A 12,291-nucleotide genomic window follows, 5' to 3' on the forward strand; every position below is an offset into this window, starting at 1 on the left:
GAGACCTTCAGACTCAGGAGCACACACCACATGACCAGCACCCACGGCCACGGCCCGTTCATCGCGGCGATCGACCAGGGCACCACCTCCTCCCGCTGCATCGTCTTCGACCGCGACGGCCGCATCGTCTCCGTCGACCAGAAGGAGCACGAGCAGATCTTCCCGAAGCCGGGCTGGGTCGAGCACGACGCCAAGGAGATCTGGGCCAACGTCCAGGAGGTCGTCGCCGGCGCCGTCGAGAAGGCGGGCATCACCGCCGCCGACGTCAAGGCCATCGGCATCACCAACCAGCGTGAGACCACGCTGATGTGGGACAAGAACACGGGCGAGCCGGTCTACAACGCCATCGTCTGGCAGGACACCCGCACCGACGCCCTGTGCAAGGAGCTCGGCCGCAACGTCGGCCAGGACCGCTTCCGCCGCGAGACCGGCCTCCCCCTGGCCTCCTACTTCTCCGGCCCCAAGGTCCGCTGGCTGCTGGACAACGTCGAGGGCCTGCGCGAGCGCGCCGAGCGCGGCGACATCCTCTTCGGCACCATGGACTCCTGGGTCATCTGGAACCTCACCGGTGGTGCCGACGGCGGCGTCCACGTCACCGACGTCACCAACGCCTCCCGCACCATGCTGATGAACCTGCGCGGCCTGGAGTGGGACGGGCGCATCCTGTCCTCCATGGAGATCCCGGCCGCCGTGCTGCCGGAGATCCGCTCCTCCGCCGAGGTCTACGGCACGGCCAAGGGCGGCGCCCTGGACGGCGTCCCGGTCGCCTCCGCGCTCGGCGACCAGCAGGCGGCCCTCTTCGGCCAGACCTGCTTCGACCAGGGCGAGGCCAAGTCCACCTACGGCACCGGAACGTTCATGCTGATGAACACCGGCGACGAGCCCGTCCAGTCGTACAACGGCCTGCTCACCACGGTCGGTTACCGCATCGGCGACCAGAAGCCGGTCTACGCCCTCGAGGGCTCCATCGCCGTCACCGGCTCCCTCGTGCAGTGGATGCGCGACCAGATGGGCCTGATCAAGAGCGCCGCCGAGATCGAGACGCTCGCCAGCTCCGTCGAGGACAACGGCGGCGCCTACTTCGTGCCTGCCTTCTCCGGCCTGTTCGCCCCCTACTGGCGCTCCGACGCGCGCGGCGTGATCGCGGGCCTGACCCGCTACGTCACCAAGGCGCACATCGCCCGCGCCGTGCTCGAGGCCACCGCCTGGCAGACCCGCGAGATCACCGACGCCATGACCAAGGACTCCGGCGTCGACCTGGCCGCGCTGAAGGTCGACGGCGGCATGACCTCCAACAACTTGCTGATGCAGACGCTCTCGGACTTCCTGGACGCCCCCGTGGTGCGCCCGATGGTCGCCGAGACCACCTGCCTCGGCGCCGCCTACGCCGCCGGCCTGGCCGTCGGCTTCTGGCCGGACACCGACGCCCTGCGCGCCAACTGGCGCCGGGCCGCCGAGTGGACCCCCCGCATGGACGCGGACACGCGTGACCGCGAGTACAAGAACTGGCTCAAGGCCGTCGAGCGGACCATGGGCTGGATCGAGGACGAGGAGTAATCATGACAACCCCGCAGAGCGTTCCGACCCTGGGAACGCACCCGGCCGCCGGCGTCAACCCGGGCCGCGCCGAGGCCCGGGAGAGACTGTCCAACGCGACGTACGACCTCCTGGTCATCGGCGGCGGCATCCTGGGCACCTCGGTCGCCTGGCACGCCGCGCAGTCGGGGCTGCGGGTCGCCATGGTGGACGCCGGTGACTTCGCCGGCGCCACCTCCTCCGCGTCCTCCAAGCTCGTCCACGGCGGTCTGCGCTACCTGCAGACCGGCGCGGTCAAGCTGGTCGCGGAGAACCACCACGAGCGCCGGGTGCTGGCCAAGGACGTGGCCCCGCACCTGGTCAACCCGCTGACCTTCTACCTGCCCGTCTACAAGGGCGGCCCGGTCGGCGCGGCCAAGCTCGGCGCCGGTGTGTTCGCCTACTCGGCGCTGTCCGCCTTCGGCGACGGCGTCGGCAAGGTGATCTCCCCGGCCAAGGCCAAGGCCGACAACCCCGGTCTGCGCACGGACAACCTCAAGGCCGTGGCGGTCTACTACGACCACCAGATGAACGACTCCCGCGTGGCGATCATGACCGTCCGCGCGGCCGTCGAGTCCGGCGCGGTCGTCCTCAACCACGCCGAGGTCCAGGGCCTCCGCTTCACCCACGGCAAGGTCTCCGGCGCCGAGATCAAGGACCGTGTCGACGGCACCGAGTTCGGCATCGACGCCCGCGTCGTGCTCAACGCCACCGGCCCGTGGGTGGACCACCTGCGCACGATGGAGGACAAGGGCGCGGCCCCCTCCATCCGCCTCTCCAAGGGCGCGCACATCGTGATGAAGCGCAAGTCGCCGTGGAAGGCCGCCATGGCCACCCCGATCGACAAGTACCGCATCACCTTCGCCCTGCCCTGGGAGGACCAGCTCCTCCTCGGCACCACGGACACCCAGTACGAGGGCGACCCGGCGGACGTCCGCGCCACCGAGGACGACATCCAGCAGATCCTGGACGAGGCGGCGTTCTCCATCCAGGACGCCGACCTCGACCGTGACCTGATGACCTACGCCTTCGCCGGTCTGCGCGTGCTGCCGGGCGGCCCCGGCGACGTGGCCCAGGCCAAGCGCGAGACCGTCGTCACCGAGGGCAAGGGCGGCATGCTCTCCGTCGCCGGCGGCAAGTGGACGACCTACCGCCACATCGGCCGTACGGTCATGGCCAAGCTCGCCAAGGTGCCCGGCAGCCCGCTGACCGAGGAGATGGAGCCCGTCTCCAGCCTGGTCCGCCGCACCCCGCTGCCCGGTGTCGCCAACCCCAACGCGGTCGCCCACCGCCTGCTCGTGGACCGCGAGCCGGGCAGCCGCATGGACCCGCTGACGGCCCGTCACCTCGCCACGCACTACGGCTCGCTGTCCTTCGACATCGCGCGCATGGTCAACGAGAACCCGGAGCTCGGCGAGCGCATCCACCCCGACGGCCCGGAGATCTGGGCCCAGGTCGCCTACGCCCGTGACCACGAGTGGGCGGAGACGGTGGACGACGTGCTGCGCCGCCGCACCACCCTGACGATCCGCGGTCTGGACGACGAACCCGTCCGCACCCGCGTCAAGGACATGCTGGGCCGCGACAGCTGATCCGCGACACCGCTCACGAGGGCGGGGAAGGACGAACGTCCTTCCCCGCCCTCGCCGTTGCCGCGCCGTGTCCCATGGGACGCAACCCGCGGGGCCTCTTCCCCGTCACTGGAAGAGGAGGGGGAAAAACTCATGAAACGGCCGGATCTCCGTGCCTTCCGCGTCCGCCTGCCGCGCAGGCGGACGGTCAGGCGCGCCGTGCTCGTCGCCGTACTGATCGTCGTGGTGCCCGTGCTGGCCGCCGCCGGGGCGCTGCGCGCCTCCTACGCGGGCGTGCCCGCGGACGACGCCGTCACCCGCGGCCGCGACGCCGTGTGGCTGGGGCACGCCTGGGTGGACGGCCGGCGCACGGAGAAGGACCTCGCCGCGCTCAAGCGGCGGATCGGCGGCACCGGCGTCCGCGACCTCTACGTCCACGCCGGTCCGCTGGAGCACGACGGCACCCTGCCCGCCTCCGCCTATCGCGGCGCCCGCCGGCTGCTGGACGCCGTGCACCGCGAGCTGCCCGGGGTGCGGGTGCAGGCGTGGCTCGGCGACGTCGTGGCCCACGACCGCGGGGGCGGGCTGCACCTGGACTCGGCCCGCGTCCGGGACGCGGTGGTGGCGAGCTCCGTCCAGGTGCTGCGGGCCGGCTTCGAGGGCGTCCACCTGGACGTCGAGCCCGTCCGCGACGGGAACCGCGACTTCCTGACCCTCCTCGGCGCGCTGCGGCCGGCCGTCCGCTCCGCCGGGGGCGTGCTCTCCGTGGCCGCGCAGCAGATCGACCCGCTGCCCTCGATGCACTCCGCCTCCCGCGCGTTCGGCAGCCCCAAGTGGTGGTCGCAGGCGTACTTCGCCAAGGTCGCCCGGCGCACCGACCAGATAGCGGTCATGTCCTACGACACCGCCCTGCCGTGGGAGAGCCTCTACGGCGGCTACGTCGCCCAGCAGACCCGGCTCGCCCTGGAGGCCACCCCCTCGGGCACGGACCTGCTCATGGGCCTGCCGTTCTTCCACACCGACGACATGGGCCACCACGGCTCGGCCGAGACCGCGGCGGCGGCGCTGCGCGGGGCCCGGCTGGGGCTGACCCGCGAGGACCGGCACCGCGAGCGGTTCGGCCTCGCCCTGTACGTCGACTTCGCGGCCACCGAGGACGACTGGCGCGTATACCGGAACGGTTGGGGGGCCCGCGGGTGATGCGGGGTGACGAGCATCCCTTCCGGGGACTGCGACCGCACGTCGTTCAGGTCGTAGGCTTGGGGCACGCAAGACAACTGCACGGAACGGCAACCGGCGGTGGCACGGAACCCCCCGTGCGCCCCGGTCGGAAGGAGGCGCTGGGTGATCGAGCTTGAGGGAGTTCCCGAGCTGATCGACCCGGTCATGATCTGTGCCTTCGAGGGCTGGAACGACGCCGGTGACGCCGCGTCCAGTGCGGTCGCGCACCTGGACCGGGAGTGGAAGGGCGAGGTGTTCGCCGCGCTGGACGCGGAGGACTACTACGACTTCCAGGTCAACCGGCCGACGGTCTGGCTCGACGGCGGGGTCCGCAAGATCACCTGGCCGACGACGCGGCTGTCCGTGGTGCGCACCGGAGGGGCCGGCGGCACGGGCGGGACGCGCGATCTGGTGCTCGTCCGGGGCATCGAACCCAGCATGCGCTGGCGGTCGTTCTGCAACGAGATCCTGGGCTTCGCGCACGAGCTGGGCGTGGAGATGGTGGTGATCCTGGGCTCGCTGCTCGGCGACACCCCGCACACCCGGCCGGTCCCGGTCAGCGCCGTCACCTCCGACCCGGACCTGGCCCGCACCATGGACCTGGAGGAGTCCCGCTACGAGGGCCCGACCGGCATCGTCGGCATCCTCCAGGAGGCGTGCACGCACGCGGGCGTGCCGACGGTCAGCCTCTGGGCGGCCGTCCCGCACTACGTCTCGCAGCCGCCCAACCCCAAGGCGACGCTGGCCCTCCTCAACCGCCTGGAGGACCTGATCGACCTGCGCGTCCCGCAGGGCGAACTGCCCGACGACGCCCGGGCGTGGCAGCTGGGCGTGGACCAGCTGGCGGCCGAGGACAGCGAGGTCGCGGAGTACGTCCAGTCGCTGGAGCAGGCGCGGGACACGGCGGATCTGCCGGAGGCGTCCGGCGAGGCCATCGCCCGCGAGTTCGAGCGCTATCTGCGCCGCCGCGACGGGCAGTCCAAGGACGGGTCGGCTGCCCCGGGCACCCCGCCCGCGCCCGGCCAGCCGGGCGGCCTGGCGGCCGATCCGGGCGTCGCGGACGCGTCGTACCTGCGGGACACCAGCAGCGGGCGGACGCGGCCGCCGCGGCCGAAGAAGCCGCGGGAGGACGGGGACGAGGGTCCGCCGTCGCCGCCCGCGGAACCCGAGAAGTGAGCGCGAGGGCGCCGCACCCGTGATGCCGGGGGCGGCGCCCTTCGCCGTACGGGCGCCACGTAGGCTGTACGGCGAATATGCGAACGATGACCGGAATGAAGAAGAACGCCCTGGCCGCGGCCCTGGGCACCGCCCTCCTCCTCTCCCTGACGGCCTGCGGCGACGGCGAGAAGCAGGACACGCGCGACCCGCAGACCGTCCTGACGGCGGCGGCGAAGAAGACCGCGGACCAGAACTCCTACCGCACGAAGCGGAAGCTGACCGGCCCGGGGGGCACGGAGCGCGGCGAGTACGCGTTCACCCGCCGCCCGGACCTGGACGAGCGCCGGACCTGGCGGGCGGACTCCAAGGGCGAGGACGACTTCGACCACACGATCGGTGTCGGACAGATGCTCTACACCAAGCGCTCCGCCGACGAGATGCGCTCCTACGGCCGCGGCCGCCACTGGTCCAGCACGAACCTCCTGCGCGAGGGCGAGGCTCCGCCCAAGCCGGAGGACGTCCAGAAGCGGGCCGAGGGCGATCTCCCCGTCCTGCTGGGCGTGCTGCGCGCGACGAAGGACGTCCAGCGCGTCGGCGACGAGGACGTCTCCGGCAAGAAGGCCGCCCATTTCAAGGGCACCGTCGTCCTCGACGAGCTGGCCAAGTACAAGGGCAAGGCGATGCGCGACTGGCTGCGCGAGTCGTACGTCAAGGACCACCGCAAGGCCGGGCACGACCGGGTCGAGATCGACGTGTGGATCGGCAAGGACGACCTGCCGCTCAAGTCCCGTGAATCCGCCAAGGGTTCGAAGGGCGGGACCGAACTGACCGAGGAGTACCGGGACTTCGGCGTCGAGCCGGGCCTGCGGGCGCCGGCGGCGAAGGACGTGCTCACGGACGAGCAGATGAAGCGCGAGATCTTCGAGAAGGCGATGAAGGACTGAGCGGGCGGCGGCCGCCCGTTCACAGGACGCCGACGACGCGGAAGCGCTCCAGCACCACCCGCGTCGTGTCGTCCACCGTGAACGCCGGGTCGTCCAGCGTGGCCCGCATCCCGGGGCCATGCCAGAAGGACTCGTGATTCGCGCGCCACTCCGCGACCGAACGGTCGCCCTCACCCTCGTCGACGACGTGGGCAAGGTCCACCTCGGCGAGGGCGACGATCCGGACGTCCGTCACCTCGACGACGGCCACCGGGCGATCCGCGGAGTCGACGACCGCGTACCTCTCCCCCGCTCTGGGCAACGGGTCGCCCGCGCGCTCGTAGTCGGCGAGCAGGCCCGTCGTCGAGGTCTTCGTACCGTCGAGGACAGCGGCGACGAGGCGATCACGGAGGGGGCCGGGGAAGGCGAACTCGATACGGGGGAGGTTCATAAGCGGACCGTACGGCTCGATGTGCCCAGGCCACCAGGGGATTGAGCATCCGCCCGGCAGCAGCCCCGGCATCCGTCACGTGGGGACACGGCGGTGCAGGACGAGGGCTGCGAGAAGAAGGGCGAGGAGAAGACCGGCGGCCGCCGCGGCGGTCGGCCAGCCGACAAGAACGGCGCAACCGGCCACCAGCACCTGCAGCGCACTGGCCGCTCGCACCGCCTTGGCCGTCGGCCCTCTGCCGTACAGCACATACAGCAGACCACGGCACACCCATGCGCCAACGGCCACGACGAGCAGACCGACCACTACTGGTACGACCGGCGCGAGCCGGCTCCCGGAGGCTTCGTCCTCCGGCCCCATGCCGTTGGCGAAGAAGGGGAAGAACCAGAAGCAGTAGGCAGCAACCAGGAGTGTCTGCCCCACCACGAGCAGCAGGCCCAACCACAGCAGCACACGACGCATGTTGACCATTTCCGGATCGCACCCTAGTACCACATGTAGTCGAGGGTTCCCTCATTGACGGCCAGAAGACACCATCCGGTCGTGTGCGAGACCGCCTCGTTGGTGCTCATTCCCACGTCACGGGCGTACTGACCGAAGTACCGCCCCCAAGAGTTGTTGTACTTGTCCATGAGATGGTGCCGTTCAGCCGTCGACTCGCTCATGTTCGGCGGCTTCGGCCCCTTCTCGTGGCGATCACCGAATCCCTTGGCCGTCTTCGAACCCATATGGAAGGCCATCACCGAGTTCCACGAGCAATGCCGGTAGGCATCCACCTTGCCTCCGTTGCCCTTGCTGCCCGGCCACATTCCACCGGACTCCTTCTCCCGGTTCGCCTTGTACTGAGCCAGATCGGCCGCGCCCTTGGCTTTCGTGCAGATCGACCACCTGCTCGGCCATTTGCAGAAGGCGTACTCCGCGTCGTTCATCCCACCGCTGTACCCACCGGACGAGCTGAGGCTCTTCCCGTCGAGAGCCCAGTCCGGAGCGATGGCGAGGTGGGCAACGTCCTTGGCCGTACCGGGCTTTTCATCGGCAGGGACCAGCTCGCCAGGGATGAACTTCTCAGTAGCCGCCGCTTGTACGGCCGAGGCCACATCGCCCGACAATGCGCTGGTACCGCCGAACAAGGTGACGCCCTTGGTCGATGCACTGTGGTCCTCCGCGAACCAACCGGATCCTCGTTCCAGCTTGTCAGCGGGGTTGAGCAGCGTCGGCATCCCGATCGTCGCCGCATAGGCGCCACCGGCCAGGCCGTCGCGGAAGCCATTGGTCGTGGCAAGAGCGACCCGCCCCGGGTTCGGCATGAACTTGTCCGCGATGAAGGCACTGGTCTCCACCGCGTTCTTCCCCACCACCGGACCGTCCGTGCTCGGATAGGCCCTACGGGCCGGCCCACCCACCGTTGTCTTCGTGACCGCAGGGGGCAAACCGTCCAGCCATGCCTTCGCCTCGGGGCTCAGACGCTCACCGTCGCTGAGGATGAGCGCACCATCGGCAGCGGCCACTGCGCTGGCCGCGCTCAGCGGGTCCTTCCAGTCGTCGGCCGATGCGATGGTCACGTGCCGTGGAGTGCCGATCCCCTCTCGCGCAACAGCCAGCGAGGTACCGACCGCGTCGGCACCGCCATGGCGCTTCGTCTGGTACCCGAGGGAGCGGATGGAACGTTCCACGCCTGAACTCACGGCTCCGGGTCCGCCGGCGATGTACACCGTCTTGCCGGCCGGAAGAATCCGCTGGATCTCAGCTCCGACGCGCGCGTCGAGCGACGATTCTTCAGTAATGAGCAGCGGGCCCTTCTTTGCCTTGGCCAAAGGAATGGCAGACAGCCCGTCTTTATAGCCATCGAACTGGGCTATCACGACCGACTCCGCCGGGTTCCCATCAGCAGCGGAGATCGCCTTCCAGTGCGCCCGAGAAACCTTCACGGCGGTGTCAATGGAGTCACCACCGGCGATTCTGGTCAAGCTGACGGCCTGCGTGGCAGCGGCCGGTCCCGCTGTCGACTCCGCGAACCGCGAATGAGCTGCTGCCAGCTGACCGGTCACCCCAACGATCAGTGCAGCGAACAAGGCCGCCCAAAGCGGGGAGGATCTCCCCATTCCACCCACCCCTCAAGCAATGAAGAAGTAAAGCGACCTTAAAGCCCCTCCCGCGTACGAGCCAGGACCCCGCTTGGTCGCCAACCAACTCAAAGCGGAAAAGCAAGACGTGACTTACCTCACCCCGGTCACTGACGGACAGTCAGCACAGCTCGGACGCACGGCCGTGCGGTGACCGGTTATGCCGATGTCCGGATAGCCGGGGGGGGAGGGAGAAGGAGCGCGGCGTCGGGGGCGGGTGTCCCGGATCAACGGAGGTCAAGCCGCGGTGAAAGAAGCGACGAGAGGGAACCCCATGCCGGTGCGGGGTTCCCTCTCGTCGCCGCTCAGGCCGCCGCCTCCTCCGCGAGCTTCTTCACGCCCTGGAGCGTGGCCCCGATGCCCGTGCCGAGCTCGCCGAGGCGCCCCGCCAGGATCTTCTGCGCCCGCTCCGGGGCGCCTTCCATCATGGCGCCCAGCTGGGAGCGCTCCGGCCAGATCCGTGCCGTGAAGCGCAGGTGGGTGCCGGCGCCCTCCGGGCGGAGTTCGAAGGTCCAGGTGGCGACGGGCTGCGAGGCGTCGCCGGACTCGCCGTACAGGACCGCCCAGCCGAAGCGGCGCTCCGGCTCCAGGTCGGACACTTGCGAGACGGTCCGCCACTCACCGGCCACCGGGTGGCGGTTGAACCCCTCGAAGCGGGCCCCCAGTTCCGGGCCGGTGGCACCGTCGAGCCAGGCGGTGCGCTGGAGTTCGGGGCTCAGCCGGGCGGGCAGGCCGATGTCGCTCACCAGCTTCCAGACCTCGGAAGGGGTGGCCTCGACGTGCACCTCGTCGTGCACGCTCGGGGCGGTGGCGTCACTCATTGCGTTCTCCTCGGTAACCGATATGACAGGCCGTCAGCCCGTCTTCAGCATGAGCGTAAAGGGGCGGTCCGTCGTACGGCTCGGGGTTGTGATGCGAACGACTCCGCCCCGGTCGGACGGGTCGTATCGCCAGGCGTGGCGGGGCAGCGGACGGCCGTCCAGGGTGACGGCGGCCGGGGCCGTGCGCGAGTGGACGGTGAAGGTGTACGGGCGGGTGGCCTGCTTGCCCTTGAAGTGGCCGATGGAGGCGCCGACTTGGATGCGCAGCGCGTCGGGCAGCGTGTGCGTCCGTACCTCCTGGCGGGCGTACGCGCCCTGCCGGTGGGCGCGCGTGACGCCGTCGTCCTCGTAGAGGGTGAAGGAGGAACGGCCCCGGGTGGGCGGGTAGATGTCCCAGGCGAGGGGGGAGCCGGGCGTCCGGTCGCGGTAGGAGCGGATTCCGGGCCACATCGGGATGTTCGCGCCCGCCTTCACGAAGAGGGGCAGGGTGTCCAGCGGGGCGCGGTAGCCGTCGACCGTCGTCGGGCCCCGGTACGTACGGCCCGTCCAGTAGTCCGTCCAGGTGCCGCGCGGCAGGTAGATGCCGTCGCGGGTCTCCTTGTCCTCGTAGACGGGGGCGACGAGGAAGTATTCGCCCGTCAGGAACTCGTACTTCGCCGCTTCCGTCGCCGCCTTCGGGTCGTCCGGGTACTCCAGCACCAGCGGGCGGACCGGGCCGACGCCCGTGCGGGCCGCCTCGGCCGCGTACGTGTACATGTACGGCAGCAGCGACTCCTTGAGCTTGAGGTACTTGCGGTTGATGGAGGTGTACGGCTCTCCGTACCGCCAGGGCTGCTTGTCGGTGGGCGCCCAGCCGTCCATCGTCATCACGGCCGGGAGGAACGCCTTCCACTGCAGGTCGCGGACGTAGGTTTTCGGGCTGCCGGCGAAGATGCCGTCGATGTCGCCGGTGGTGTAGGCCAGTCCGGACATCGTGGCGCCCGCGTACGTGGGAATCTGCCAGCGGATGTAGTCCCACGAGCCCTTCTGGTCGCCCGACCACTGGACACCGCAGCGCTGCGCGCCGGACCAGCTCTCCGGGGCCCACGTGAAGCCGCGGGCGTCGCTGTTGTCCTCGATGCCCTTGTACGCCGCCTTGCAGCCGTCGAGGGCGAACTTGTAGCCCTCGCCGACCCAGGCGACGTCCAGTTTGGCCACGCGCTGGCCGGTCTTGACCTGGTCGGCGAGCTTGTCGAGGCCGTCCTCGGTCCAGAGGCCCATGTGCATCTTGCGGTCGGCGAGGCCCTTGGTGACCTCGGGGAGGTTCTCGTAGCCGCAGCCGTAGCCGTCGTTGACCAGCATCCAGCCGAGGGGCAGGTCGTTCTCGACGTAGCCGTCGGCGATCTTGAGGGCGTCGAGGGTGCGGCGTTCGCCGCGGTTCTTGTTGTGCAGGTAGCAGTCGGAGTCGCCGGGTTCGAGGCCGTAGAGGGGTGGGAGGAAGGGCTTTCCGGTGAGTTTGGTGTAGCCGCCGATGACTTGTTTCGGCGTTCCGCCCGCGAAGTAGTAGGCGTCGAAGCGGCGTTCCTGGGCCGTGGCCTTCACCGGGGCGTCGAACGTGTAGGTGTTGGGCGCGTACGTGTTGCGGTACGCGCCGTAGCCGGCGGAGGAGAGGTAGAACGGGACGGAGTTGGGGTGGCCGCCGTCGTCCCAGTTGTAGTCGACGCCGACCTCGACCTTCTTGCCTCGGTGCGAGGTGTTGCCGCGGCCGTTCTGCATGCCGGCGCCGTAGAACTGCTCGTTCCGGCCGCGGTCCAGGGTCTGCGTGGTGCGGTCCCGGGTCCAGGTGAGGCCCTTGGACTCCGACCACAGGCGTGTGCCGTCGGCGCGGTGGAGCGCGAAGCGGAGGGGCTTCTTGTAGGCGCGCAGGGTGAGTTGAGTGGTACTCAGCTCGTAGCGGTCGCCGCGGTCGCGCCAGCGGGTGGGCGGGGGCGTGCCCTGGGGGAGGACGATGTCCTGGGCGGTGGGGTCGGTGAAGCGGCCGTCGGGGGCGAGTTCGAGGTGGAGGGTTTCGGGGGTGGTGAAGCGGACGCGGGCCGTTGCGGGGCCCGCGTGGATGCGGAATTCGGTGGGGGTGGGGTCGAAGCCGGTGACGTCGCCGACGGTCTGCTCATCGGCGGGGGCGTCGGCGCGGGCGTCCGCGCGGGCCGGGGCGGGTGGGGCGCCGCCGGTCAGGGTCGCCGCGAGGGCGAGGACGGTGGTGACGATCGCTGTTCTCCATCGGGGGCGATTGTCCATGGAGGCATGCCTATCGCATGTGGCGTGTGCACGACCATGGGGCGGTGGGGGCGGGGAGGGGAGTTTGCCCCGGCCCCACCCTTTCACCGTTTCCGGGGGGGGGGGGGGGGCGCCCCCCCCCCCCCCCCCCCCCCCCCGCGCGCCCCCCCCCCCCCCGGGCGGCCCCCCCCCCCC

Annotated in this window: 9 protein-coding genes and 1 pseudogene; 5 read left to right on the plus strand and 5 right to left on the minus strand. The window is 70.4% G+C overall.

The genetic code is table 11. The features are described from left to right. The first annotated feature begins 30 nt into the window (after positions 1-30). From glpK to I5Q34_RS20695, 5 genes are all read left to right on the plus strand, one after another. On the plus strand, positions 31-1,557 hold the full coding sequence (gene glpK / locus I5Q34_RS20675) for a glycerol kinase GlpK (RefSeq protein WP_199893801.1): 1,527 nt from the start codon (positions 31-33) through the stop codon (positions 1,555-1,557). 2 nt (positions 1,558-1,559) lie between these two features. Continuing rightward, the gene (locus tag I5Q34_RS20680) at positions 1,560-3,167 is read left to right on the plus strand and encodes a glycerol-3-phosphate dehydrogenase/oxidase (protein WP_199893802.1); all 1,608 of its coding nucleotides are present in this window, start codon (positions 1,560-1,562) and stop codon (positions 3,165-3,167) included. 132 nt (positions 3,168-3,299) lie between these two features. After that, positions 3,300-4,346: a glycosyl hydrolase family 18 protein gene (locus tag I5Q34_RS20685; protein ID WP_199893803.1), complete on the plus strand. Its 1,047-nt coding sequence runs from the start codon at positions 3,300-3,302 to the stop codon at positions 4,344-4,346. 144 nt (positions 4,347-4,490) lie between these two features. Next, entirely contained in the window at positions 4,491-5,543 is a 1,053-nt protein-coding gene (locus I5Q34_RS20690; RefSeq protein ID WP_199893804.1) for a PAC2 family protein, read from the plus strand. A gap of 86 nt (positions 5,544-5,629) precedes the next feature. Continuing rightward, complete coding sequence (locus I5Q34_RS20695) at positions 5,630-6,469, plus strand: hypothetical protein (RefSeq protein ID WP_199893805.1); 840 nt, start codon at positions 5,630-5,632, stop codon at positions 6,467-6,469. A 19-nt stretch (positions 6,470-6,488) separates the two neighbouring features. Here I5Q34_RS20695 and I5Q34_RS20700 read toward each other — a convergent pair whose 3' ends face one another. The 5 genes and pseudogenes from I5Q34_RS20700 to I5Q34_RS20720 all read right to left on the minus strand — a co-directional run. Further along, a complete protein-coding gene (locus I5Q34_RS20700) occupies positions 6,489-6,899 on the minus strand; it encodes an ASCH domain-containing protein (RefSeq protein WP_234429175.1) in 411 nt (136 codons plus the stop codon). A gap of 75 nt (positions 6,900-6,974) precedes the next feature. After that, on the minus strand, positions 6,975-7,370 hold the full coding sequence (locus I5Q34_RS20705) for a hypothetical protein (protein ID WP_199893807.1): 396 nt from the start codon (positions 7,368-7,370) through the stop codon (positions 6,975-6,977). A gap of 14 nt (positions 7,371-7,384) precedes the next feature. After that, positions 7,385-8,866, minus strand: coding sequence for a cell wall-binding repeat-containing protein (locus tag I5Q34_RS20710; RefSeq protein WP_199893808.1), 1,482 nt, complete (start codon positions 8,864-8,866; stop codon positions 7,385-7,387). A 461-nt stretch (positions 8,867-9,327) separates the two neighbouring features. Further along, positions 9,328-9,843: an SRPBCC family protein gene (locus I5Q34_RS20715; RefSeq protein ID WP_199893809.1), complete on the minus strand. Its 516-nt coding sequence runs from the start codon at positions 9,841-9,843 to the stop codon at positions 9,328-9,330. A 42-nt stretch (positions 9,844-9,885) separates the two neighbouring features. After that, a pseudogene (locus I5Q34_RS20720) lies at positions 9,886-12,117 on the minus strand (TIM-barrel domain-containing protein); the annotation flags it as partial. Between the last annotated feature and the right edge of the window lie 174 nt (positions 12,118-12,291).

The sequence above is a fragment of the Streptomyces sp. AV19 genome, from assembly GCF_015999245.1.
Lineage (GTDB): Bacteria > Actinomycetota > Actinomycetes > Streptomycetales > Streptomycetaceae > Streptomyces.

Excerpts from the sequence above, each read along its gene's own strand:
- I5Q34_RS20700 (WP_234429175.1), bottom strand. The coding sequence starts at position 6,899 with ATGAACCTCCCCCGTATCGAGTTCGCCTTCCCCGGCCCCCTCCGTGAT.
- I5Q34_RS20715 (WP_199893809.1), bottom strand. The coding sequence starts at position 9,843 with ATGAGTGACGCCACCGCCCCGAGCGTGCACGACGAGGTGCACGTCGAG.
- I5Q34_RS20705 (WP_199893807.1), bottom strand. The coding sequence starts at position 7,370 with ATGGTCAACATGCGTCGTGTGCTGCTGTGGTTGGGCCTGCTGCTCGTG.
- I5Q34_RS20685 (WP_199893803.1), top strand. The coding sequence starts at position 3,300 with ATGAAACGGCCGGATCTCCGTGCCTTCCGCGTCCGCCTGCCGCGCAGG.
- I5Q34_RS20695 (WP_199893805.1), top strand. The coding sequence starts at position 5,630 with ATGACCGGAATGAAGAAGAACGCCCTGGCCGCGGCCCTGGGCACCGCC.
- I5Q34_RS20680 (WP_199893802.1), top strand. The coding sequence starts at position 1,560 with ATGACAACCCCGCAGAGCGTTCCGACCCTGGGAACGCACCCGGCCGCC.
- glpK (WP_199893801.1), top strand. The coding sequence starts at position 31 with ATGACCAGCACCCACGGCCACGGCCCGTTCATCGCGGCGATCGACCAG.